Here is a 25,684-nt window from a genome sequence, read left to right as displayed (position 1 = left end):
CTTTTTACATGAGCATGTATGGATTTGTATCAATCGTTATGGCAAGATCCGATCTAGTCATTTCTGTCTGATATGTTTTTAAAATTTCCTTTAATGTATGGGCAAGCTTCGGTTCAGTCTTGTATTTTACCATGCATTGGTAACGATATCTATCCTTTATCCGAGGAACTGCCGAGGCTGCCGGTCCGTGAACAACCGTTGTTTCAGCAAGGCTTTTTCTAAGAAATTCCCCTATTTTACCTGACACAGTAACGACTTTGGTAAGGTCCTCGGAGCTGATATTAATCAGAGCCATAAAAAAGTAAGGCGGATAGTCACTTTGTCTGCGGTACACCATTTCACGCCCAAAAAAAGAAAGGTAGTCGTGATTTTTCACGAGCTGAATACTGAAGTGATCAGGCGTATAGCTCTGGACGATCACTTCGCCGGGTTTTTTATGGCGACCTGCTCTGCCGCTCACCTGCGTGAGTAGCTGAAACGTTTTCTCGGACGATCTGAAGTCCGGAATATGGAGCATCGTGTCAGCCGTAAGGACGCCGACGAGCGTAATGTTTGGAAAATCCAGCCCTTTAGCAATCATCTGTGTACCGAGAAGAATGTCTCCATCCCCTTTTTCAAACGCGGTAAGCAGCTTTTCGTGGCTTCCTTTCCGCCGGGTCGTGTCCACATCCATCCGAATGACCCTTGCTTCCGGGAGCACCTTTTTCAGTTCTTCTTCGACCCGCTGTGTACCGGATCCGAAAAAACGAATATGCTCACTTTCGCAGTCAGGGCACCGATTCGGCCGTGTAACATGATAGCCGCAGTAATGACACTGGCACGTCTGGTTTGAACGGTGATAGGTAAGCGAAATATCACAGTGTGGACATTCTGCTACGTAGCCACAGTCTCGACACATAATAAAGGTCGAATACCCACGCCTGTTTAAAAAAAGAACCATTTGCTCTTTTTTTTCAAGGCGGTCGTTCATGGCGTCAAGCAGGTCTGTGGAAAACATGCTCCGGTTCCCGTTCCTGAGTTCCTCTCTCATATCGACGATCCTTACACCGGGCAGCTTTACATTATTCACCCTGCTGCCCATTGTCAAAAGGGTGTAAACCCCTTTTTTGGCTCTTGCGAAGCTCTCGAGAGACGGGGTGGCACTGCCGAGAACGACGGGGCAGCTGTATGTGCGCCCACGTTCCACAGCTACATCCCTGGCATGGTACCTGGGCTCTTCCTCCTGTTTGTAACTCGTCTCGTGCTCCTCATCAATAATAATCATACCGAGGTTTTCAAAAGGTGCAAAGATCGCTGAGCGGGCACCGACAGCTACTGTCACTTCCCGGTCACGGATTTTACGCCATTCATCATACTTTTCCCCTTTGGAAAGAGCGCTGTGTAAAACCGCAACGTCAGATCCAAAACGTTCCTTAAACCGGTGCACCATCTGAGGGGTAAGACTGATTTCGGGCACGAGGACGATTGCTTCTTTCCCCTGTTTGAGCGCGCGGTCAATCGCCTGAAGGTATACTTCTGTTTTTCCGCTCCCTGTAATGCCGTGCAGGAGATAGGTGCGATGCTCGTTTTCATCAAGTGACCGGCAGATTGAATCGAGTGCCTCTTTCTGCTGGTTCATCAGTGGAAGAGGTTCGGTTGATTTAAATTCCCTTCCTTCATACGGATCACGATACTCCTCAACCTGCCTCTGGTCCGCCCAGCCGTTTTTAACCGCTGCTTTCACCGTGGCTCTGGATATGCCGGTTTCCTCAAGAAGCCGTGTAAGCGCGGCCGGTGCGGTGATTTTGGATAAATACCTTAGCAGGAGCGCCTGCTTCGGCGCCCGGGCATCTGTTTCATCCGCCTTTTCGAGAAGCTGATCTTGTGGGAGAAGCGGTTCGATCACCGTCACACGCTTCTTTGTTTCACGTGATTTTACCACCGGTTCAATTGTGAGAAGCCCGTTTTTCACTTCCTTCTGGACGATTTTAAGCAATCCGGGTTCGGTTTTTTTCACCTCATCCCACATCACATCCCCGGTCCGTTTAAAAAAGGGGAGAAGTGCACTGTCGAGATTCGTGCGGGAAGCATCATCCGCAAGGGAGATTCGCTTATCGTAGGCGGCCCTCATGGCGGCAGGAAGCATCGATTTCAGTGCCGTCACCTGGAGACAGAGAGTGTGGTCTGTGAGCCACTCTGCCAGTGCAAGAAGTTCCGATGTGAGAGCGGGTTTAACGTCCACGATATCGTCAAAGGGCTTTAGTCTGCCCGGATCGACATCGCTCTCGTGTTTCGTATGAATGACAAACCCCTGCACCTTCCGCGGGCCGAAAGGAACAATGATCCGCATTCCCGGTCTGACTGTCTGTTTAAAATGCTCCGGCACCAGATAATCAAAGACTCTGTTAATCTGCTTACTTTCGACGTCGACTATGACGCTTACGATCATAGCTGACTCTTCTCCTTTAAAATCCGAGCCGCTTCATCAAGGACAGCCTGTGCCACTTCCTGCTTCGTTAAGAGGGGAAGCTCCTTTTCCATACCGTTGCTTCCGATGAGAGTCACTTTATTGGTGTCCGTCTGAAAACCGGAGCCTGCTTCCACGATTGAATTGGCCACCACCATGTCGAGGTTCTTTTTGTCCAGCTTTCCTCTGGCATAGCCGGCAACATTTTCCGATTCGGCTGCAAAACCGACGAGAATCTGATGCTCTTTCTGCTCCCCCAGGGTCTTCAGAATATCTGTAGTTCTTTCCATTTCAATGTTCATTGTGCCATCTGTTTTTTTCACTTTATGCTGAAAGGTTTCTGCCGGCCGGTAATCGGCTACTGCAGCGGATTTTACAACCAGATCGGCACGATGATAGCGTGAAAGCACCTCATGGTACATCTCTTCGGCGGAGTCAACCCTGATTACTTCTGCCCCTGGAGGATCCGGCAGCACAGTAGGACCGGAAATTAGCGTCACTTCTGCGCCCCGTTTCGCCGCTTCCCCTGCAATGGCATAGCCCATTTTGCCGGATGAACGGTTCGAAAAAAACCGGACCGGATCGATCGTTTCCCGTGTCGGTCCGGCAGTCACAATGACGCTCACGCCATTCCAGTCAGGATGAGCACGGCGGGAGAAAAAGGCTTCCGCTTCAGCCATGATCACCTCCGGCTCCTCCATGCGGCCCTTCCCTTCATAACCACAGGCAAGAAAACCTTCACCTGGCTCGATAAAGGTATAACCGAAAGATTTAAGTGTTTCCATATTTTTCGAAACTGCCGGATGGGCATACATATGTACATTCATGGCTGGCGCCACCATAACATGGGCCGTACTGGCAAGGAGGGTGGTAGTGACCATATCGTCTGCAATTCCGTTCGCCAATTTGCCGATCACATTCGCAGTAGCCGGTGCGATAATCACCAGATCCGCCCAGTCCGCCACATCAATGTGAGCTATTTTTGCAGGGTCCTGTTCATCGAAGGTGTTCGTGTAAACAGGGTTTCTTGACAGTGCCTGAAAAGTAAGGGGAGTAACAAATTCCCCTGCTGATTCGGTCATCATCACCCTTACATCATAGCCGTTCTGGGAAAGCCTGCTTGTGAGCGCTGCCGCTTTAAACATGGCGATGCCTCCGGTCACACAAAGCAAAATACGTTTTTTACTGTTCGTCACTGTGATTCCCCCTGAGTCTCATTGTCGCTACTTTCACTTTATCGGAATTTAACGCAGAAAACAAAGAATTCTTTCCTCCAGCACCTTAAATAAGGGCTGTTCAAAATCTCAATGCCGATGGCAGGCGGGAGTTGAAAAGTACAGTTGCAGCTGCAGAACAATAGCGCTGACGCGCCTAAACATAAAAGCTCCGTTTCACGCCGTCCGTTCGCTTTCCGCGGCGGTGGCGCTGAGCCTCCTCGGGCTTTGCCCTGCGGGGTCTCACCCTGCCAACCCACTGCCGCAGGAGTTTCACTGCCGGCGTGCACCTCCGCATAAAAAAGATATATCAACAGTTACCGAATTTTATATACTCCTAAAACAGCAAAAAAAGGGACATCTCCGCAGCCGCTCAGGCCATTGGAAACATCCCCTTTTATTATTCTTCGCCCGGCTTCAGTTCTTCACGGACAAAATGAATCTGTTCAGCATCAATTTCCTCAAGGGCTTTACCAACAAGGTTTGGAGACTTTGAATGCTCAACTCTGAGTTTCGTTTCAGGATTGTCACGCAGATCCCGCGCACGCTTTGCTGACACTGTAACGAGAGTATACTTTGAATTGATTTTTTTCATCAGGTTATCGATCGACGGATTTAACATTTACTCAACCTCCGCTAATTCTTTGTATTTTTCGATCAGCCGCTCACGGCGGCAGTGCTCAGCAGTTACAATCGACTTTATCCGTTCAACCGCAGATTCCACTTCATCGTTCTCTACAACATAATCATATTTGTTCATCATATCAATTTCTTCTTTTGCCACTGTCATCCGGCTGTCAATCAGGTCCTTCGTTTCAGTTCCGCGGCCTTCAATCCGGCTGCGAAGCTCTTTCAGACTAGGCGGCATAAGGAAAATAAATACACCTTCTGAAAAGGATTCCCTGACCTGCAGGGCACCTTGGACTTCAATCTCAAGAATGACGTCTTTACCCTCTGCCAGGGTCTGTTCCACATATTCCCGAGGCGTGCCGTAATAATTATCAACGTACTGCGCCCATTCGAGAAGCTGGCTGTTTTGAATCATGTGCTCAAATTCTTCTTTTTTCTTAAAAAAGTAATTCACCCCGTCGGTTTCGCCTTCACGGGGATTTCGTGTCGTGGCAGAAACAGAATACTGGATATCCGTATCGTGTTTTCTGAGTGCGGCACAAACAGTACCTTTCCCGACTCCTGATGGTCCGGAGAGAACGATAAGCAGTCCTCGGTCTTTTTTCATAGAATTCTTTACCTCCAGCTTTACTTACTCATCAAACGGCGCTGATTGATCTTCAGCAGGCCGCTTTCCGTCCAAATACGAAGCCATCGGAAATAAAGCCCGATGGCAGGATCAATGTAAACGTACATTCCTTTGTACTAATGTACAGAAAAAGACGGCAGTTCGCAAGCATTCATTTTACTCATCGGTCACATCGTCCTTGTTAAGAACCCGCTGTGCCACAGTTTCAGGCTGCACCGCTGATAATATGACATGGTCACTGTCAGCAATGATGACAGCTCTCGTTCTTCTTCCATATGTAGCGTCCACGAGCATGTTCCGGTCGCGCGCGTCGGTAATAATCCTTTTTATAGGTGCGCTTTCGGGGCTGACAATGGAAATGATGCGGTTTGCTGAAACAATGTTTCCAAATCCTATATTAATAAGTTTGATATCCATGCTGCACTTCCCCTGCCTATCTGTTAATTTATTGATCAGCCGACTGAGGACACGTTTATGCTTCTTCTATTTAAAATAGCCCTCAATGGTTTTTCATATACCTATTCTATGTTCTGCACCTGTTCTTTTACCTTTTCAAGCTCAGCTTTCAAATCGACCACTCTCTGGCTAATTTGAAGGTCGTTAGCTTTGGAACCAATCGTGTTAAATTCACGGTTGAGTTCCTGAACGAGGAAATCCAGTTTACGTCCGGCAACTCCGCCTTTGTCCAGGATCGAATCCAGCTGCTTCAGATGACTGTCAATACGTGTAAGCTCCTCCTGAATGTCCGCTTTATCGCTGAAAACCGCAACCTCCGTAAGAATACGGGACTCTTCCATTTCAAGTGTCCCCTCAAGAAAGTCCTTTACTTTCTTTTCCAGTCTTTTCTGATACTGTTTTTTTACAAGCGGTGCATATTCTGCAAGTTCTTTTGTCCATTCATTCATTTGGGCGGAACGTTTTTTCAGGTCGGCTGCCAGTTCTTCTCCTTCAGATTTACGCATTGCCCAGAGCTGATCCGCAGCCTCCTCAACGGTTTCAAGCAGGAGCATTTGAATTTCCTCGTTCACATCATCGGTTTCCTCAACAGTCACAACGTCCTCGTTCGACATAAGCTCACTATATGGGAGGGCGGCTCCTTCGTCTCCCTGAAGCTGTTTCATTTCACTGAATGCTTCAGCGTAAGCCCTGAAAAGATCCCAGTCCACGCGAATACCCCGCTTGACAAGGCTTTCGCCTCCGACAGAAATAAAAACATCGGCTTTTCCCCGGTTCATGCGGTGCCCGATCGCTTTTTTCACTTTATCCTCAAGACTCATAAACTGACGGGGCATGCGGATATTCATTTCACAGAACCGGTGATTGACTGTTTTCATTTCGACTGTAAGCTGATAACCGGCGGTTTCCTTTACGGACCGGCCGTATCCGGTCATACTGACTATCATTTCAATCACATCCACTCTTATATACTAGAATATCACAGGGGTAAACGATAAGAAAAGTAAGATACGGCAGTATGCCGGTATGAACGAAAGCAATACCTGCCGTTTTCCGGTCTAAACGGAAATCAGGGGCGGAATTCACGCTCAGCCCCTGTTTCCTGTTCTTTTATTTAATCATAGTTGAGCGTCTGCTGCCAAGAGTTTCCTTTCGTCCGAAGAGCTGGAAACCTGCAAGTGCAATTGTCGGTACGGACGCACAGCCGAGGATGAGCAGCCAGTGTTCAAAGCCAAGACTGACAGTATGGAAGATCGGCTGCAGCGGTGGATAATAAAGGACCACCAGCATGAGAAGAATAGAAGAAATAACGGCTCCTACCAGATATCTGTTTTCAAATGGATTCCGGTGAAACACTGAATGTTCACTGCGGCAGTCAAAAACATGAATCAATTGGGCCATAACCAGTGTTGCAAAGGCAACAGTCTGGGCCAGCATCAGGTTCTGCCCGCTTGATTCGTACGTCTGCCAGAATGCAAACAGCGTGACAGTCCCGATCATAAATCCGCGGCTGACCACTTTCCAGCCGAGTTTCCTTGCAAAGATGCTTTCATTCGGCGGACGCGGTTTCCGCTTCATCACATCGTCTTCAGGCTGATCCATCCCTAGTGCCATAGCCGGCAGGCCGTCTGTGACGAGGTTAATCCACAGGATCTGAATAGCCACAAGAGGCAGCGGCATTCCGAGCATCATGGCAAAGAGCATGACCAGAATTTCACCGACGTTCGATGCAAGCATATAGCGGATAAATTTGCGGATGTTATCGTAAATATTCCGCCCTTCTTTGATCGCTGCTTTGATCGTTTTGAAATTATCATCGCTAAGAATAAGTGACGAGGCTTCTTTTGCCACATCTGTACCGGTCGTGCCCATCGCAATCCCGATATTGGCTGCTTTGATGGCGGGAGCATCATTGACGCCATCGCCTGTCATGGCAACGATGTGCCCTCTTGACTGAAGAGCCTTTACAATCTTCAGTTTGTCTTCCGGTGTGACTCTGGCGAACACGTACACATCATCAACGATTGCGCTCAGTTCTGGTGTTTCCATTTTTGCCAGCTGCGAGCCGGTGAGAACCTTGCCTCCAATCGGCAGCATGCCAAGCTTTACAGCGATCGCTTTCGCTGTCAGACCATGGTCACCTGTTATCATGACCGTCTTTATGCCTGCACGTTTACATTCATCAATTGCACCGTAGACTTCCTCACGGGGCGGATCAATCATACCCTGAATGCCGATAAACGTAAGTTCCCTTTCTGCATCACTTTCCGCTTCTATATGCTCTCCAGGTGCCAGCTCTCTTGAGGCAACGGCAATCGTACGGAGCGCATTCGAAGCCATTTCCTCCACTGCACGGAACTGTTTTTCTTTTTCCGTGCGCCCCATTTTCCCCTTGCGGCCATTACTGAGCAGAAAGTCAGAGCGCTCAAGCACCACATCCGGTGCTCCTTTCGTCACAATAAAGCGGCTCCCTGTCTCCTTGTTCTTCACTATGACGCTCATCATTTTTCTGGAGGAATCAAACGGGAATTCCTTTTCTACTGAGTAAATGTCATTCAGGGAATTTCGGGAGACGCCAGCCTTCATTCCCGCTGCCAACAGTGCCCCTTCGGTCGGATCCCCGTCTACCGCGTATGCACCGTTATCTTTTTGCCTGATAGCGGAATTGTTGCACAGCACCCCGAACGTAAGTAACTGCCAAAGCGGCTTTTCACCTGAAGGTTTGATCTCTTTACTGCCGGAGTAAAATTCACCTGATGGATTAAAACCGCTCCCGGTAACCGACCAGGTTTTATGGTCAGCATATAAAGAAGTGACTGTCATTTCGTTCTGCGTCAGGGTACCGGTTTTATCGGAGCATACCACTGTGGCACAGCCAAGTGTTTCAACAGCCGGCAGTTTTCTTACAATGGCGTTGCGTTTAATCATGCGCTGCACTCCGAGAGCCAGTGCGACCGTGACGATTGCCGGCAGTCCTTCCGGAATTGCAGCTACTGCAAGGGATACACCTGCAAGAAACATCGTATATACGTCATGGCCCTGAATGATCCCAAAGAGAACGACGAGGGCTGTTAGAAGCAGGGCGGCAGCGATCAGAATCTTGCCCAGCTGCTCAAGTCTTTTCTGCAGAGGGGTTTCCATCGATTCTGTCGTTTTAAGAAGGTGTGCGATCTTGCCCATTTCTGTTTTCATTCCTGATCCGACAACTACCGCCGTCCCGCTTCCCTGCGTGACGAGGGTACCCATGAATGCCATATTTTCCTGGTCGCCGAGAGGCAGGGCTTCCGAGGAACGAATCGGGTCTTTTGATTTTCTGACCGGAAGGGATTCCCCGGTGAGGGCGGATTCCTCCACATACATGCTCTCACTTGTGATGACACGCACGTCGGCACCGACACGGTCACCTGCAGTGAGTTTAACGATATCCCCGATCACCGCATCAGTTGATGGGATTTTCCTCCACTCCCCGTTGCGGAGTACGGTCATCTGGGGGGCAGACAAAGCTTTTAAGGAAGCCAGCGACTTCTCTGCTTTTCGTTCCTGAAAGAAACCCAGAAAGCCGTTTAATAAAACAATGATCATGATCGTCAACGCATCAATATACTCTCCCAGCAGACCCGAAACGAGCGTTGCCGCCAGAAGGACGAGGACCATAAAATCTTTGAACTGGGAGATAAACAGAAAGATCAGCGGTGTGCGTCTGCCGTCATCCAGCTTATTAAGTCCGTGCTTTTTCAGGCGCATTCCCGCTTCTTCATCATTCAGACCAAGAGATGCATCTGTGTCGATGACCTGTTCAACCTCTTCAACCTCCATCTCATACCACTTCATGCCGTCACCTCAACTCCCTTTATTTCCCCTGGAAACCGGACCGGACAAGGTCGCTGCCTGAATGTTCCGGAGACCGGCTGTACGCTGAATAAGACAACCTTTACAAGCTATTTCTATTCAGGACGGGCCCAAAAGATGACACCATCACTTTCCACTGCTTCAGGTTCAGGGGAGCGTACCGGGGAGCGTTTCTGCTATAATGATTAAGAATGTGCAGAATGGCGGTGATCAACATTGGCTTTTGACGGAATCGTAACAAAAGCAGTAACAGACAGTCTTAAGGAGACACTGGTGAGCGGCAGAATCACAAAGATTCACCAGCCCTATAAATCAGATCTCGTTTTTACCATCCGGGCTGACGGGAAAAACCATGCTCTTCTGATCAGTGTAAATGCGAGCTTTGCCCGCTTTCACCTGACAGGGGAAAAATACGAAAACCCCAAGGAACCTCCGATGTTCTGTATGCTTCTGAGAAAGCATCTTGAAGGCGGGATGCTGGAGAAAATCGAGCAGGACGGACTGGAGCGGATCGTGACATTTTACGTTAAGGGACGTAACGAGCTGGGGGACGTATCAACAAAAAAACTTGTTGTGGAATTAATGGGAAGGCACAGTAATATCATGCTGGTTGACGGAGAAGGAGAGATGATTCTTGACAGCATTAAGCACATCCCTCCTTCTCTCTCCGCCTACCGGACTGTTCTCCCGGGCCAGCCTTACAAAGAACCGCCTCACCTGGACAAAATGAATCCGCTGGAGGCAGATGAAAATACCCTCATGCGCAAGATCCAGTTTCAGCAGGGCAAGATCGATAAACAGCTGATTGGCAAGTTCAGCGGACTTTCCCCGCTCATCGTAAAAGAAATGCTTCACCGGGCGGGACTTGTAAACCAGACGACCCTTCCCAAGGCATTTCTAAATACGCTTGAGCCTGTCAAAATCGGGGGCTACTTTCCTCAGATTAAAGACGGAAAGTTCTCCGTTATCGATTTGAGCCATCTGAAAGGTGAGGCGCAGCACTTTGACAGCGTTCATACGATGCTCGACCGCTTTTATACAGGCAAAGCCGAACGGGATCGTGTGAAGCAGCAGGCGCACGATCTGGAGAAAATGCTCAGAAACGAATACAGTAAGAATAAGAAGAAAATAAAAAAACTCGAGCTGACTCTGAAAGACTCGGAAAAAGCAGGGCGCTATCAGCGCTACGGTGAACTGCTTACCGCCCACATGCATACGATCCGCGACGGGGATACAAGTGCAGAAGTGATTGACTACTATGATCCGGAGCAGAGCACAGTTACGATCACACTTGATCCGCAGAAATCACCTTCACAAAACGCACAGAATTACTTTAAAAAGTATACAAAACTCAAAAACAGCGTGGCAGTGGTAAAGGATCAGATTGAGAAAGCAAGATTGGAAATGCGTTACCTCGACCAGGTGATTCAGCAGGTGGAAACAGCTGCGCCGAAAGATCTTGAAGATATCAGGGACGAGCTAGCGGATGAAGGCTACATTAAAAAGCGCAGAGTGGGCAAAAAGAAGAAAAAGCCCGGCACACCACAGCCTGAAAAATACCGGTCCAGTGAAGGTGTGGATATTCTGGTCGGGAAAAACAACAAGCAGAATGAACACGTCACCAACCGGATGGCCAGACAGGACGATACGTGGCTCCATACGAAGGACATCCCCGGTTCTCACGTGGTGATCCGGAGCCAGGACTTTACGGAAACGACACTTCATGAAGCTGCCAATCTCGCCGCTTACTTCAGTAAGGCGAGAAACTCTGGACAGGTGCCGGTGGATTACACGCTGATCCGGCATGTAAAAAAGCCGAGCGGCGCAAAACCGGGGTATGTGATTTACGATAATCAGACAACTCTTTTTGTGACCCCCGATGAAGATCAGGTCAGGGAATTGAGAGTAAAGTAAACTGTTTCATGCTGCTGGGTTTTGTCCAGCCTTAAGAACGTGGCTTAGACAAAACCCAGCGATAAACTAACGATTTAACTAATAAAAACAAGAAGGGCCCTCACCGTCGGTGAGAGCCTTTTCCTGTATCCGGTTTTAACACCATGATTATGTAACGATACACTCGCCTGCCGCAGGCAAGGCTTCAGGCAGCAGGGTTTAACGATTCGGCGGACCTTCAGTCCTTGCTCTTCACGCAGACCCAGTGATTTTTAAACAATGGCACATTTCGGGAAAAATAATATAACATTTCAATAAGGCTTTCCAGCCATCCAGCCTTCAATTTAAACGATCGTTTAAAATCAGATAATTCAAAAATAACCCAGCTGCAGCCATTTATAGACAATAACACACACCTCCGTTTTAAACGACCGTTTAATTTCACAATTATCTGAACTATAATTAACAAAACTCCAGAAACAGAACAGGCACCTCCCCATGCAGGGAAGTGCCTTCATTTATCCTGTATTCAATACTTTGAACTGTGCTTTGACAAGATGGTAGTACTCGCCTTTTTTGTCCATCAGTTCATCGTGGTTCCCCTGTTCAAGAATATTTCCCTGCTCAAGAACGATGATGTTGTCTGCTTCGCGAATGGTAGACAGCCGGTGGGCAATCATGATGGCTGTTCTGCCGTGGAGAAGCCGCTTCAGGGCTCGCTGGATCAGCTGTTCTGTCTCTGTATCGATGGAAGCAGTTGCTTCATCAAGAATCAGAATTTGAGGATCGGCCAGAAGGGCACGGGCAAAGCTGATCAGCTGACGCTCGCCGACAGAGAGAACGTTACCCCGTTCTTCCACTTCCGTTTCATAGCCGTTTTTCAGCTGCTGGATAAACGGATCCGCCCCGACGGTTTTCGCTGCTTCCATTACTTCTTCATCTGAAGCATCCGGCCGACCGAAACGGATATTATCCATGATTGTTCCTGAGAAAATGAACGTATCCTGAAGCACGATACTCACCTTTTTACGCAGGCTGTTCAGGGTCACATCCCTGAGATCATGGCCATCGATCGTCACTTTACCGGCTGTTGGATCGTAAAAGCGGCTGATCAGGTTAACGATCGTGGTTTTTCCGCTTCCCGTATGTCCCACAAGGGCCACCGTGTCCCCGCTGTTGATTGTGAGACTGATATTTTTCAGCGCTTTACGGTCGCTGTTATAGGCGAACTCCACGTTGTTAAACTCGATGTTTCCGCCTTCCACTTTAAGCTTTTTGGCATTCGCCTTTTCCGGTACGCTCGGCTGCTCGTCGAGAAATTCAAAGATTCTCTCCGAGGAGGCCATCCCCATGAGAAGCTGGTTATACACCTGACCAAGCCTCGAGATCGGCTCCCAGAACATTCCGATATAGATGGCAAAGGAAACAAACTGGCCAATCGATAAAGCTTCGTTTTGTATGAGGGTAACCCCATACCAGAGAAGAACAGCTGTTCCGATCGCGCCACTGATTTCAACGAACGGACGGAACAGGGCATTTTTCTGGGAAGCGTTTCTCCATGATTCGTAATTTTGTCCATTCATGCTGTGGAAGAAGCCGATATTTTCTTTTTCCTGGGTATATGACTGGGTCACACGAATTCCCTGAATGCTCTCATTCAGGTGAGAGTTGATCATCGACTGCTTTACACGCACATCCTGCCATGCCCGGCGGATGTTTCTTCTCAGCTGCGTGGAAATCAGGAACATGATCGGGAGAATGATCATGATAGCCAGGGTCAGTTCCGGACTGATCATAAAGAGAATAAAAATAATCCCTGCCAGCATAACGAGATCCATAAGCAGGTTTATAACCCCGTTGGTAAAGAGCTCCTGCAGTGAGTTTACATCGTTTGTAATCCTTACAAGTATCGAACCAGCCGAGCGCTGGTCAAAGAACCGGTGCGACAGTCGCTGGATATGGTCAAACAGGGCCTTTCGCAGGTCAAAAATGACAAGCTGGCCTAGTTTGTTCATAAACCTGATACGCATATAGTTGCCGATCCAGGACAGGATGTACATGCCGCAGAGGATGGCTACCATCAGCCACAGAAAATTAATATCCCCGTGGTCAATGATGTTGTCAAGGGCATAGCTTCCGATAAACAACGGGGCCAGCAGGCGGACCGCCGTGGACAGAAGCATGGCAAAGATCGCCAGCGGGAGGAGATTTTTTGAATACGGCTTCATGTAGTGAAGCAGTCTCAGCATCTGCTTCCAGTTAAATGGTTTTTCGATTGCCTGGTCCGTTGAGTAGTGGAACCGTTTGAGTGTACGGTCCTCTGTTTCCTTATGCCGTTTTTCTTCTTCTGTCATCATCAGTCACCCCCCGTTGCTTCCTGAAGGACAGCGTGGCGGTCCTTGAACTGAATATCATAAATTCGTTTGTAAATGCCGGCATCGGACTTGAGGAGGTCGTCATGGGACCCTCGCTCAGCCACTTCACCGTTGTCCAGTACAATAATTTCATCTGCGTGCATCAGGGAGGAAATCCGGTGGGCGATGATAAACGTCGTTCTTCCTTTCATCACTTCACGGAACGCTGCCTGAATCTTTCCTTCTGTTTCCATATCCACCGCACTGGTAGCGTCGTCCAGAATCAGAATGGACGGGTCGATACAGATGGCTCTTGCAATGGCAATCCGCTGCTTCTGTCCACCGGAAAGTCCCATTCCCCGCTCACCGAGTACCGTGTCGTACCCATTCGGCAGCTCCATGATGAAATCGTGGGCCTGGGCCCGTTTCGCTGCGTCCTGAATCTGGTCCATCGATGCATCAGGTGCACCATAAGAGATGTTATCTTTAATCGAAGAGGAGAACAGAAACGATTCCTGAAGCACAACCCCGATATTTTTTCTGAGAGATTTCAATGTGTAGCTGTCGATCGAACGGCCGTCAACAAAGATCGTGCCGCGGTCCGGTTCATAAAACCGGGAAATCAGCTGCGTGATGGACGTTTTACCCGATCCGGTGGCCCCGATCAGACCGATTGTTTTTCCAGGAGGCGCATCAAAGCTGATGTCATCCAGCGCCAGTTCCTCTTCTTCGCTGTAACGGTGGCTCACCCGGTCGAACTGAATATGACCGTCCAGCCGTTCAACTGATATGGCACCCGGCTTATCAAAAATATCTTCACTTTCGTCAAACACCTGTAACAGGCGTTCCCCTGAGGCTTTGGACTGGGAGAACGTATTGACAATAAACCCAAGGTTCATAAGCGGTCCGATAATGTACCAGATAAGGCTGAAAAAGGCGACCAGCACACCAGGAGTAATAGCTTCCGTAATGACCAGATAGCCGCCGTACCCGAGGAGTACGACAACAGAGATCTGTCCGATCAGTTCCATAAGGGGAAAATACTTCGCCCAGATGTTCGCCGTATACACGTATTTGTCTTTATAATCCGTGTTTTTAGTGTCAAACCGTCCCATTTCAAAATCTTCTTTTGATAAGGACTTCACGGTATTCATTCCGCTGATGTTTTCCTGTACCTTTGTGGTCATTCCTGCAAAGGATTTACGGATGTCCGTGAATGCAGGGTGTACCTTTTTGTCAAACTGGTACACAGTTACTGCAAGAAACGGCATGGCAATAAGCGTGATAAGGGCAAGTGATGGACTGTAAAAGACCATGATGCCCATGCTGAGCCCTACGAGCATGGTCAGGTTGATCAACTGTGCGAACCCGAAAGACAAAAAGAAACGGAATCCCTCCACATCAGCCGTCAGCCGTGACATGAGGTCCCCCGTCCTGGCGTTATCGTAATAACGAAACGGCAGAAACTGCAGCTTGTAATACAAAGCGTCCCTCACTTTATAGACCGCCTTGATGCCAAACAGATCTCCCAGGTACTGATGGAAATAAGTAAAAAGACCTTTCAGTGCCATTAGAAGAAAGAAGCCGACAGCCACATACGGTACGAGCCCGTAGTTACCGGCAACGATCACATTATCGATCGTAAACTGAAGGATGACCGGATAAACAACGGTGATCCCGGTTACAAGAAGCAGAAACAGAATTGACCAGAAGAAGTATCCTTTATAAGGCCAGTAAAAATGCTTTAATCGTTTGAATGTATTCATGGTGCTGTGTCACCCCCTGAACCTTTCTGAAAAGTTTAAAAAAACGTAACATTACTAATATATCGGTTACCGAAATAAATAGCGACAGCCCTGAAATGCCATATTCACTCTTTTCTCCTCATTTTCCTGGCAAAAACGTCCGAATCCTTTTGATCTGACAGCTTTTCATAAATTTACTCTTTTTCTTGCGTACCTGTATGAACACAAAAGGCGCGCCCGGAAATTTCGGGACACACCTTTTATACCTATGCCTGCTGAAGCTGTGTCAGAAGTGCAAGTCCACCGAACGCAAGACGGTTCCCGGTGACAGTAAACCCGTTTTTTTCTGCAAGGAGCCGGATCGATTCAGCGGAAAATCTGTGGCGCCTCTCCGACACTCTGCCCCACTGCATCAGCATGTCTTTTTCGTCACCTTTAAGGTTTTTTTCCATTATGTACACCTGTGCGGCATCAAGACTGAGGTTTTCCGAGGGATTTAAAAGGACGATTTTCTCGGATGTTACGCGCGCCAGTTCGGAAAATGCCCGTTCAGGATCCGGAAGCAGAAACAGTACGCACGCACAGAGACTGATCTCAAAAGTCTTATCATCAAACGGAAGCTGTTCAGCATCAGCTGTCTGAAGGACCGTTTTGTTTTCCGGGCACACCATTTTCAGATGCTTTCTGCTTGCCTCAATCATCCGGGGTGACAGATCAATTCCTGTAAGCACCGTTCCTTTTTCTGCAGCTCTGGCGAGCAGGCGGCCCGTTCCGCATCCGGAATCAAAGATCCGCTTGTTTTTTCTTGGGCCAGCCATCACAATCATCTCTCTATGAAGAGAAGAAAGCCAGTCTGTTTGAGCCATTCGGTCAAAAAATGAAACCCGTTCGTTAAATTCGGTGCCTGTCATTTTTCTCATTCAATCACTGCCTTACCGTGAATTTGACCAGCTTTCAGGATCTTCCTGCCAGGAACGAAGGGCCTCTCTCTGCGTCTGGGTAAGATCTGCGAGTGAGGCAAGCGTGGCAAAGTCTGTTATGGCATAACAGGTGATCCCCGCTTCCTTAAACGCATCTTCCCCTTTTTTCAGTCCGTACGTAAAAATAGCTGCCACACCTTCTACGATGCCCCCGGCTTCCTGTACAGCGCGGGCAGCCTGAAGAGAAGAGCCGCCGGTCGATATTAAATCTTCAATAACGACGATGCGATTTCCTGCTTCAAATCTGCCTTCAATCAGGTTCTTTTGTCCATGGGCCTTTGCTTTTGAGCGAATATAAATCATTGGGAGTCCAAGCTCCTCTGCCACCCAGGCAGCATGAGGGATGCCGGCTGTTGCTGTACCGGCAATTACTTCTGTGTCCGGGTAGCGGGTCCGGATCAGTTCGGCAAACGCCATGGCAATCTCTTTTCTGACCTCCGGGAAACTCATCGTGACTCTGTTATCACAATAGATAGGTGATTTCATACCGGAACTCCAGGTAAACGGGTTATCAGGTTTTAAAGATACCGCTTCAATGTCAAGCAGGGCTTTGGCGATTGCTTCCTTCATTAACTATTCCTCCATTCTGTTTCGTACTGCTCGTATGCCACGGCGGGGTGCTCCGTTCTCGTAATTCCCCGTCCCACAACAATGGCTCCGGCTCTGTTCTTCTTTGCCTGAGCCGGGGTGACCACACGTTTCTGATCGCTGTGACTATCCTCAAGCCTCCGGATCCCCGGCGTAACCGTAAGAAAATCGTCTCCGAACCGTTCTGCAACAGCTCTTGATTCCCAGGCCGAGCAGACAATTCCGTCAAGTCCTGCCTCTCTTGCTGAACCGGCGAGGCGGAGTACGTTATCTTCAAGCGGCTCACTGATGCCAAGTTCACGTTTCACCATTTCTCCATTCGTACTCGTGAGCTGTGTGACTGCAATACAAAGGGGTCTTTCTCTTCCTTTTTCTGTACCTTCGTTCAGTCCCCTGAGAGCCGCTTTCATCATTTCCGTGCCTCCCTGTGCGTGAACGTTCACAAGATCCACATTCAGGGATGCAAGATTCCGCATCGCCCGCTCGACTGTGGCGGGAATGTCGTGAAGCTTTAAATCAAGGAACACTTGGTGTCCGTCTTCTTTCAGTTCGTGTATAAAGGCAGGACCTTCCCGGTAAAACAGTTCCATTCCCACTTTTACGAACAAGGGGGTCTTAAATTCTGATAGAAACGCTTTTGTATCCTGGCGGTTCGGAAAATCAAGGGCTACAATTACCGGTTGGTTAACAGCTGCGTGGCGGATGTTTTCCAGCTCCTTCCTGAAAGCTCTTGAATCGAAGAAACATTGTACCGTGATACCTTTTCAGCAAGTTCGTCAATAATGGCAGGACATGCGAACGGATCAACAAAGTTCTGTGTCCCTACAGCTACTGCACTTGCTCCAGCCAGAATCAGTTCCAGTGCATCATCGGCACATGTGACGCCGCCCATACCGATAATCGGAATCTGTACTTTCCGGCTCACTTCATGAATCATCCTGACCGCTACAGGCCTGATGGCAGAACCGGAAAGCCCGCCGGTTCCGTTTGCAAGCACCGGGCGTCCGGTCGCTAGGTCGATGCGCATGCCCAGAAGGGTATTAATCATACTCAGACCGTCTGCGCCACCGTCCTCTACCGCCTGTGCGACTCCAGCGATGTCTGTTACGTTGGGACTGAGCTTGACATAGACAGGAACACTGCAAACTTTTTTGACTTTTTCGGTAAGATCCCTTGCAATAACCGGGTCCGTCCCAAACGCAATTCCTCCTTCTTTCACATTCGGGCAGGAGATGTTTAATTCCACGGCTTTTACATTTGGAAGGTCAGAGACTGCTGTTGCCACACGGCAATAGTCTTCCGGTGTGGTGCCGGCAATGTTGACGATGACCGGCACATTAAACTGCTGCAGCCACAGGAGTTCATCTTCCATCACATGATCAAGTCCCGGGTTCTGAAGTCCGATGGCGTTGAGCATCCCGCCACCAGTCTCAGCAACACGCGGGGTGGGATTGCCTTTACGCACAGAAGGCGTCACAGCTTTTACACAAATAGCACCTAAAAGAGACAGATCATAAAATTCGCTGTACTCTTTACCGAATCCGAAACAGCCCGAAGCGGGCATAATTGGATTTTTCATGTCAAGGCCTGGAAGCGACACGCGCATATCGGTCATACGACCACCTCCCCTGCCGGAAATACCGGTCCATCCGTACATACTTTGCGGTAGCCAGGTCCGTTCTTTTCGTCACATACGCACGCCAGGCATGCGCCGATTCCGCAGCCCATCCGCTCTTCCAGACTGAGCCATCCGCCTGTGCCTAGCTTCGTCTCCAGCGCTCTCAACATCGGACGGGGGCCGCAGGCATAGTAACGGTCCCAGACTGGTACGTGGCGGTCAATCGCATCAGTCACGAATCCTTTGGCGCCATGCGTACCGTCTTCGGTGGTTACATATACATCACCAAACTCCCGGAACGCCTCCTCATAAAATACATCCTCCTTTGAGCGGAATCCGAGCACGGTCGTAACGTGATGTCCACCTGCTTTCAACTGGCGGGCAAGTTCATAAAGAGGAGGCACACCGATCCCCCCGCCGGCAAGAAGGCAGCGGGAGCCTGGTTTTAATCCGTCTGTTGGAAATCCAGTGCCGAGGGGACCGAGAACATCCACAGTATCCTCGGCCGTCTTCCGGCTTAAAAGCTGTGTGCCTTTACCTTCAGCCCGGTAAAGCATGGTAAACGTACTTTTTTTTCTTTCATAACGGCATACGCTGACCGGTCTCCGAAGAGTTGGATCCATGCCGTCAGTTACTTTCAAGTGGACAAACTGCCCGGGACCGCTCATGTGCTGAACGAGATTCCCCTCCAGTTCGATCTCAAATATAGACCGGGCGATCTTTTCATTTCTGAGGACTTTCATTTTCTCAACTTGTTTCACTTCGTCACCGCCTTCCTCCGGGCTTTCGTCTGACTCATCGCCTCGGTTGAAAAACTCATCATTTCCAGCACCCTCAGCAGTGCTTCTGCCGTATCCATGCTTGTCATACAGACGATCCCGTTTTCCACTGCTTCACGTCGGATCCGGAACCCATCCCGCGCAGGCTGCTTGCCCTTCGTCAGTGTATTGATGATGAACTGGGTTTTCCCCTCACGGATTGTATCCAGCATCGTCGGCTTATCATCACCTATTTTGTTAATGACGGTAACAGGGATGCGTTCGGATTTAATTTTTTCAGCCGTTCCCCCTGTTGCAAGGATCCGGTATCCGATCCGGTGAAATCTCCTCACGAGGTTCATCATGTCTGTTTTATCTTTATCTGCGACAGTGAAAAGCACCGATCCGTATGTTGGAATCTTCATCCCTGAAGCGATCAGCCCTTTGTAGAGCGCTTTTTCAAGCGTATCGTCCCTGCCCATTACTTCTCCGGTTGACTTCATCTCAGGTCCGAGTGTAATATCCACACTTCTTAATTTCGCAAAGCTGAATACCGGTACCTTGACGCAGACCTGTTCCGGTTCAGGAAGACAGCCTCCTTTAAAGCCGAGATCTTCCAGGCGGTCGCCTAAAATAGCCCTCGTCGCAAGGTTTGCCATATTTACGCCGGTGATCTTGCTCAGGAACGGAACCGTCCGGCTGGACCGCGGATTCACTTCCAGCACATAAATGTTTCCTTCACACAGGACAAACTGGATATTTAAAAGACCAATGATGTTTAGTCCTTTGGCAATTCTCATCGTGTAGTCGGTCAATTTATCTTTCAGCTGTTCGGAGAGCTGCTGCGGAGGATAAACCGCGATTGAGTCTCCTGAATGAACACCGGCACGCTCGATGTGCTCCATGATACCCGGAATCACAACTGTCTCTCCGTCTGAAATGGCGTCCACTTCCAGTTCCTTGCCCTGAAGATAACGGTCAATCAGAACCGGATGCTTCTCGTTCACACGGACCGCGCGCTCCATATAGCGAAGCAGGTCCTTTTCCTGATAGACAATTTCCATCGCCCGTCCGCCCAGAACATAGGAAGGTCTTACAAGTACCGGGAACCCGATTGTTTTAGCGATTGCGAGGGCTTCGTTGACGCTCGTCGCTGTTTTCCCCTCCGGCTGGGGAATACCCAGACTTGTCATCAGCTGTTCAAAGTGGTCACGATCCTCGGCGGTATCCATGTCTTCAAGAGAGGTGCCAAGAATTTTCACGCCCCGTTCAACAAGTCCATCAGCCAGATTGATGGCCGTCTGGCCGCCGAACTGGACAATCACCCCCACAGGCTGGTCCACCCTGACCACGTTCATCACGTCTTCCACTGTAAGAGGTTCGAAGTAAAGCTTATCGGAAATACTGAAGTCCGTTGACACTGTCTCAGGATTGTTGTTAATAATAATCGCCTCGTACCCTGCTTCCTGAATCGCTTTGACCGTATGCACGGTTGCATAGTCAAATTCTATCCCCTGCCCGATCCGGATCGGGCCTGAGCCGAGCACAAGGATCGAAGGCCGGCTGCCTGCTTCAGACTCATTTTCCTCCTCGTACGTGCTGTAAAAGTATGGTGTGTAGGAAGCGAACTCGGCTGCACAGGTGTCCACCATTTTGAACACAGGTTCAATGCCGTTTTCCAGGCGCAAGGCCTCCACTTCCCGCTCATCTGTCTCCCACAGCCCCGCAATCGTCTGATCCGAGAAGCCCATTTCCTTCGCTTCTGTGAGAAGGTCTTGGCCGAACCGGTTTTTTCTAAGCTCTTCCTCCATATTAACGATCGTCCGGAGCGTTTCAAGGTAAAACACGTCCACTTTTGTCATTTTATGGAGCTCTTCGGTAGAGTACCCAAGACGGATCGCTTCAGCCAGGAGGAAAAGACGCTCATCGTCGGCATTTTCAAGCCTTGACCTTAGCCATTCGTGGCTGAGATGGTCTTTGTAAGGAACGGTGATGTGATCAATACCGGTTTCTGTGGACCGGACCGCTTTAAGAAGGCTTTCCTCCATTGTTCTTCCAATCGCCATCACTTCTCCGGTTGCTTTCATCTGTGTGCCGAGCGATCGGTTGGCAGCGTCAAATTTGTCAAAAGGCCAGCGCGGGATCTTAGTGACGACGTAATCGAGTGCCGGTTCGAAACTTGCAAAGGTTGTTTTTGTAATCGGGTTTTCACATTCGTCCAGGGTAAAACCGGCTGCGATTTTGGCACTCAACTTGGCGATCGGATAACCCGTTGCCTTGGAAGCCAGAGCAGATGAGCGGCTCACCCGCGGGTTCACTTCGATAATGTAGTAGTTTTCACTGTCCGGATCGAGTGCCATCTGCACGTTACAGCCGCCTTCAATACCGAGTGCACGGATAATTTTCAGTGAAGCGTTCCTGAGCAGCTGATACTCTCTGTCAGTGAGTGTCTGGCTTGGTGCTACTACGATGGAATCGCCTGTATGAATGCCGACCGGATCAATATTCTCCATATTACAGACGACAATCGCCTGATCATCGGCATCGCGCATCACTTCGTACTCAATCTCTTTGAAACCGGCAATACTTTTTTCAATCAGGCACTGATTGACCGGGCTGTAGGAAAGCCCGGCAGCCGTAATTTCACGGAGCTTTTCTTCGTTCTTTGCAATACCGCCGCCCGTGCCCCCCAGGGTGTAGGCAGGCCTCACGATGACCGGGTATCCGATCTGATCAGCAAAAGCAACAGCTTCTTCCACCTGATGAATTATGTCACTCGGCGGTACAGGCTCCCCAAGCTCTCTCATCAGCGTGCGGAACTGATCCCGGTCTTCAGCCTTCTGAATCGCGTCAAGGTCGGTCCCGAGCAGTCTGACGCCGTACTCTTTTAAAATTCCGGACTCGTCAAGCTCGATCGCCATATTCAGACCGGTTTGACCTCCGAGGGTGGCAAGCAGGCCGTCAGGCTGTTCCTGGCGGATGATCCGGCTTACAAATTCACAGGTAATCGGCTCAATGTAAACACGGTCTGCCACAGCTTCATCAGTCATAATCGTAGCCGGGTTGGAGTTAATCAGCACCACTTCAAAGCCGTCTTCCTTCAACGCCTGGCAGGCCTGAGTCCCTGCATAATCAAATTCAGCTGCCTGGCCAATGACGATAGGTCCTGATCCGATAACAAGAATTTTTTCTACTCCTTCAATTCTAGGCATGAACGATCCCCTCTTTCTTTGAAGCTGGCGTTTGATTTTTGTCGACCATGTTTCTGAATTCGATAAACAGATCCTTGGCGTCTTCCGGCCCGGGACTTGCCTCCGGATGATACTGCACGCTGAATGCCGGTACAACAGTATGGCGGAGTCCTTCGACGCTCCGGTCATTCACATTTATATGGGTAATTTCAAGGTCTGTCTGTTCAACAGAAGCCGGATTCACTGTGTATCCGTGATTCTGTGACGTAATAGCCACTTTACCGGTTCTGAGATCCTTTACTGGGTGATTTCCTCCTCTGTGACCGAAGCGCATTTTTTCTGTTTCTGCACCACCGGCAAGGGCAAGCAGCTGATGGCCAAGGCAGATACCGAACAACGGCACCTGGCCGAGAAGATTACGCACGGTCTCAACGGCTTCCGGGATATCCTCGGGGTCTCCAGGGCCGTTACTGAGCATCACGCCATCCGGGCTCAGGCTCAGCACCTCGTCTGATGAGATGTTGTACGGAACAACGATCACTTCAAATCCGTGAGCATTCAGATCCTTAATGATTCCTTTCTTCGCACCGTAATCAATAAGAACAATTCGCTTTCCGGAAGCGGGCGTCACATACCGGGTTCTGGTGGATACTTTTGCAACCTGGTTCGTTTGAAATGCCTGTTCCTGGAGCCTTGTTACCTTCTCATCAATTTGGTCTATACTGCTGCAGAAGGCCCCTTTCATGGTTCCCCGCTCGCGGATCATCCGGGTCAGCTTTCTGGTATCGATGCCCATAAGACCAGGAATATTGTTAGCTTTAAGCCATTCGTGCAGAGTAAATCTGCATCTGAAGTGGCTTGGGTGTACGGAAGCTTTTTTTACGATCAGTCCGCTTATATAAGGAGTAATCGACTCAAAATCGTCCCGGTTGATACCATAATTCCCCACCAGTGGATAAGTTAGCGTAAGTATCTGTCCGCAGTAGGATGGATCCGACATCATTTCCTGATACCCGGTCATGGATGTGTTAAAGACCACTTCTCCGGAGTTCAGCTGATCACATCCGATTGCTTTTCCTTTAAAAACCTCACCATTTTCAAGTACGAGCCAGCGTGCTGTCATCATTACTCCTCCTCCATCCAGATCCGTTTTCCGTTAAAAACCGTCATTACCGGCCAGCCCGCCAGTGTTTCTCCTGTAAAAGGCGTGTTCGTTCCTTTTGATACAAAATCCGCTTCCTGAACCTGTTTTTCTTTTTCCAGATCAATGATTGTAAATTCTGCCCTTCCTCCTTGTTTCAGCTCTCCATACGGTAATTGAAATATTCCGGCCGGTTTATCTGTAAGCCAGCTCACAAGCTGCTGCAGAGTCATGCATCCTGCTTTTACCATCTTCGTATATAGAAGCGGGAATGCCAGTTCCAGTCCGGTGATCCCAAACGGGGATTCTTCCATCGGCCTCGATTTTTCTTCCTTCGTGTGCGGAGCGTGGTCGGTCGCGATCGTGTCGATGGTTCCGTCAAGCAGTCCTTCGATCAATTCCAGACGGTCTGCTTCACTTCTGAGCGGCGGATTCATTTTGTAGTTGGCATCATTTCCGGGGATGTCCTCTTCACTAAGCAAAAGGTGATGAGGGGTGACTTCAGCAGTCACATGGATTCCTGCTTTTTTGGCATCCCGGATCGTCCTGACACTTTCTTTTGTACTGACATGACACACGTGATAGTGAGCGCCGGCAGCCTCGGCAAGGAGGACATCTCTTGCAATATGCACCGATTCACAGATGCTCGGAATTCCCGGTATATTCAGAGTTTCAGAGACTTTTCCTTTATGTAAGGATCCGCCGTAGATAAGAGTGTTATCTTCACAGTGGGCAACCACTGCTTTTCCCAATGCTGCAGCTTTTCGCATCGCCTCAAACATCATTCCCGCTTCCTGGACCCCGACTCCGTCATCGGTAAAAGCAAGCACATCCTCTGCAATTCCTTCAAAATCGGCAAGCTCTTTTCCCGCTTCCCGTACCGTAATCGAGCCGTAGGGGAGAACCCGGATGCGGGCATCCGTGTTAATTTTGTCGAGAATTAAACGAATATTTTCTTTCGAGTCCGGCACCGGTCGGGTATTCGGCATAGCTGCAATTGTTGTAAAGCCGCCCTTCGCCGCTGCGTGTGTACCAGTGGCGATCGTTTCCTTCGCTTCCCCTCCCGGTTCACGTAAATGGACGTGCACATCCACAAAACCTGGTGTGATCAATTTTTCGTTAAGATTGACAGTTTGGTCTGCTTCCGGAGGGTTTCCACTGGTAATCGATTCTATTGTCCCTTCCGTTTCATTTACAAGCAGGTGAACCGTTTTTCCTTCAGGGCTGATGCCGTTTTTATAAAGAGTTTTCATACTGTTTCCTCCTTAAGGTTAAGTGCCCGAACAAGCACGGCTTTACGCACCGCTACGCCGTTGGCCATTTGTTTAAATATTCGTGACCGATCGCATTCCACCAGTCTGTCTGCGATCTCAAAGCCTCTGTTGACTGGAGCGGGATGCATGATAATCGCCGTCTGCTTCATCTGCCTCTCCCGTGCTTCCGTAAGTCCGTATGCCTCATGGTAGGCTTTTTTACTCCATTCGCCGCTTTCATTGTGGCGTTCAGTCTGAATTCTTAACATCATCATCACGTCGGCTGTTTTCACCGCGTCATCCATGGGTAGAACTTTTCCATCCGTGATTGATTCATCCATCCATTCTTCAGGACCTGAAAACCATACGTCAGCACCAAGTTTTCTCAGTATGCCGGCGTTCGTCCGTGCGACCCTGCTGTGCCTGATATCGCCGCAGATCACAATCTTGAGATTCTGAAAGAAAAGAAATTCCTGCTGGATGGTAAGAAGGTCAAGCAGGCTCTGAGTCGGGTGATCTCCTGCACCGTCTCCGGCGTTAATCACCGGAATCTCCAGGCCTTCAAGCTGCTCGTAATACTTCTCCTCCGGATGCCGGATTACGGCTGCGTCACAGCCAATTGCTTCAAGTGTTTTGACGGTATCGTAGAGACTTTCTCCTTTTGTGATGCTTGATGTTCCTGCTTCAAGGTTAATGACATGGAGTCCAAGCTCATGCTCGGCTTTTTCAAAACTGACCTTGGTACGGGTGCTGGGCTCGAAAAAAAGATTTGCGACTGTGGCTGAAAGCTGCTCTCTACAGCTGCTGCCGTTCGCATATCGGCCGGCCTCAAAAAGAAGGTCATCGAGCTCTCGTGCACTTAAATCTTCAAGCGTGCGTAATTGAAACATGCAGGTTTCCTCCTGAATCATTTGTGGTCATGCACTCAGTGTTGTAAAAA

General features: G+C 49.3%; 19 protein-coding genes. 1 reads left to right on the top strand and 18 read right to left on the bottom strand.

Annotated elements, in window-relative coordinates:
• Positions 1 to 4 precede the first annotated feature (4 nt).
• The 7 genes from priA to CR205_RS05040 form a co-directional block, all read right to left on the bottom strand.
• The gene (gene priA, locus CR205_RS05070) at positions 5 to 2,428 is read right to left on the bottom strand and encodes a primosomal protein N' (RefSeq protein ID WP_110517571.1); all 2,424 of its coding nucleotides are present in this window, start codon (positions 2,426 to 2,428) and stop codon (positions 5 to 7) included.
• The gene (gene coaBC / locus CR205_RS05065) at positions 2,425 to 3,642 is read right to left on the bottom strand and encodes a bifunctional phosphopantothenoylcysteine decarboxylase/phosphopantothenate--cysteine ligase CoaBC (RefSeq protein ID WP_268877397.1); all 1,218 of its coding nucleotides are present in this window, start codon (positions 3,640 to 3,642) and stop codon (positions 2,425 to 2,427) included. Before coaBC ends, priA begins: the two co-directional genes overlap by 4 nt.
• A 418-nt stretch (positions 3,643 to 4,060) precedes the next feature.
• Positions 4,061 to 4,282 carry a DNA-directed RNA polymerase subunit omega gene (gene rpoZ, locus CR205_RS05060; RefSeq protein WP_110517569.1) on the bottom strand — a complete coding sequence of 74 codons (222 nt, stop codon included), beginning with the start codon at positions 4,280 to 4,282 and terminating at the stop codon, positions 4,061 to 4,063.
• Positions 4,283 to 4,897: a guanylate kinase gene (gene gmk, locus CR205_RS05055; protein ID WP_110517567.1), complete on the bottom strand. Its 615-nt coding sequence runs from the start codon at positions 4,895 to 4,897 to the stop codon at positions 4,283 to 4,285. It abuts the gene before it with no gap.
• Positions 4,898 to 5,074: 177 nt separating this feature from the next.
• Positions 5,075 to 5,335 carry an extracellular matrix/biofilm regulator RemA gene (gene remA / locus CR205_RS05050; RefSeq protein WP_110517565.1) on the bottom strand — a complete coding sequence of 87 codons (261 nt, stop codon included), beginning with the start codon at positions 5,333 to 5,335 and terminating at the stop codon, positions 5,075 to 5,077.
• Between the two features lie 101 nt (positions 5,336 to 5,436).
• On the bottom strand, positions 5,437 to 6,321 hold the full coding sequence (locus tag CR205_RS05045) for a YicC/YloC family endoribonuclease (protein ID WP_110517563.1): 885 nt from the start codon (positions 6,319 to 6,321) through the stop codon (positions 5,437 to 5,439).
• 163 nt (positions 6,322 to 6,484) lie between these two features.
• Positions 6,485 to 9,205 carry a calcium-translocating P-type ATPase, SERCA-type gene (locus tag CR205_RS05040; protein ID WP_110517561.1) on the bottom strand — a complete coding sequence of 907 codons (2,721 nt, stop codon included), beginning with the start codon at positions 9,203 to 9,205 and terminating at the stop codon, positions 6,485 to 6,487.
• A 234-nt stretch (positions 9,206 to 9,439) separates the two neighbouring features.
• Here CR205_RS05040 and CR205_RS05035 point away from each other — a divergent pair, with 234 nt between their 5' ends.
• The gene (locus CR205_RS05035) at positions 9,440 to 11,137 is read left to right on the top strand and encodes an Rqc2 family fibronectin-binding protein (protein WP_110517559.1); all 1,698 of its coding nucleotides are present in this window, start codon (positions 9,440 to 9,442) and stop codon (positions 11,135 to 11,137) included.
• A 497-nt stretch (positions 11,138 to 11,634) separates the two neighbouring features.
• Here CR205_RS05035 and CR205_RS05030 read toward each other — a convergent pair whose 3' ends face one another.
• The 11 genes from CR205_RS05030 to CR205_RS04980 all read right to left on the bottom strand — a co-directional run bounded on the left by CR205_RS05030 (position 11,635) and on the right by CR205_RS04980 (position 25,634).
• Positions 11,635 to 13,473 carry an ABC transporter ATP-binding protein gene (locus CR205_RS05030; protein ID WP_407923543.1) on the bottom strand — a complete coding sequence of 613 codons (1,839 nt, stop codon included), beginning with the start codon at positions 13,471 to 13,473 and terminating at the stop codon, positions 11,635 to 11,637.
• Positions 13,473 to 15,236, bottom strand: coding sequence for an ABC transporter ATP-binding protein (locus tag CR205_RS05025; RefSeq protein ID WP_110517557.1), 1,764 nt, complete (start codon positions 15,234 to 15,236; stop codon positions 13,473 to 13,475). Before CR205_RS05025 ends, CR205_RS05030 begins: the two co-directional genes overlap by 1 nt.
• 245 nt (positions 15,237 to 15,481) lie before the next feature.
• Positions 15,482 to 16,135 carry a class I SAM-dependent methyltransferase gene (locus CR205_RS05020; RefSeq protein ID WP_110517555.1) on the bottom strand — a complete coding sequence of 218 codons (654 nt, stop codon included), beginning with the start codon at positions 16,133 to 16,135 and terminating at the stop codon, positions 15,482 to 15,484.
• A 12-nt stretch (positions 16,136 to 16,147) separates the two neighbouring features.
• Complete coding sequence (pyrE, locus tag CR205_RS05015) at positions 16,148 to 16,765, bottom strand: orotate phosphoribosyltransferase (protein WP_110517553.1); 618 nt, start codon at positions 16,763 to 16,765, stop codon at positions 16,148 to 16,150.
• Complete coding sequence (pyrF, locus tag CR205_RS05010; RefSeq protein WP_110517551.1) at positions 16,765 to 17,487, bottom strand: orotidine-5'-phosphate decarboxylase; 723 nt, start codon at positions 17,485 to 17,487, stop codon at positions 16,765 to 16,767. Before pyrF ends, pyrE begins: the two co-directional genes overlap by 1 nt.
• Entirely contained in the window at positions 17,457 to 18,398 is a 942-nt protein-coding gene (locus tag CR205_RS05005) for a dihydroorotate dehydrogenase (protein ID WP_110517549.1), read from the bottom strand. The genes pyrF and CR205_RS05005 overlap by 31 nt, the downstream gene beginning before the upstream one ends.
• Positions 18,395 to 19,162: a dihydroorotate dehydrogenase electron transfer subunit gene (locus tag CR205_RS05000; RefSeq protein ID WP_110517547.1), complete on the bottom strand. Its 768-nt coding sequence runs from the start codon at positions 19,160 to 19,162 to the stop codon at positions 18,395 to 18,397. The genes CR205_RS05005 and CR205_RS05000 overlap by 4 nt, the downstream gene beginning before the upstream one ends.
• Positions 19,159 to 22,371, bottom strand: a complete 3,213-nt coding sequence (gene carB / locus CR205_RS04995) for a carbamoyl-phosphate synthase large subunit (RefSeq protein WP_110517545.1) — start codon at positions 22,369 to 22,371, stop codon at positions 19,159 to 19,161. Before carB ends, CR205_RS05000 begins: the two co-directional genes overlap by 4 nt.
• Entirely contained in the window at positions 22,364 to 23,473 is a 1,110-nt protein-coding gene (gene carA, locus CR205_RS04990; protein ID WP_110517543.1) for a glutamine-hydrolyzing carbamoyl-phosphate synthase small subunit, read from the bottom strand. Before carA ends, carB begins: the two co-directional genes overlap by 8 nt.
• Positions 23,474 to 23,475: 2 nt before the next feature.
• Positions 23,476 to 24,744: a dihydroorotase gene (locus CR205_RS04985; RefSeq protein ID WP_110517541.1), complete on the bottom strand. Its 1,269-nt coding sequence runs from the start codon at positions 24,742 to 24,744 to the stop codon at positions 23,476 to 23,478.
• The gene (locus CR205_RS04980) at positions 24,741 to 25,634 is read right to left on the bottom strand and encodes an aspartate carbamoyltransferase catalytic subunit (RefSeq protein WP_110517539.1); all 894 of its coding nucleotides are present in this window, start codon (positions 25,632 to 25,634) and stop codon (positions 24,741 to 24,743) included. Before CR205_RS04980 ends, CR205_RS04985 begins: the two co-directional genes overlap by 4 nt.
• Between the last annotated feature and the right edge of the window lie 50 nt (positions 25,635 to 25,684).

Source organism: Alteribacter lacisalsi, from assembly GCF_003226345.1.
Lineage (GTDB): Bacteria > Bacillota > Bacilli > Bacillales > Salisediminibacteriaceae > Alteribacter > Alteribacter lacisalsi.
This window is presented reverse-complemented; position numbering and strand designations above follow the sequence as displayed.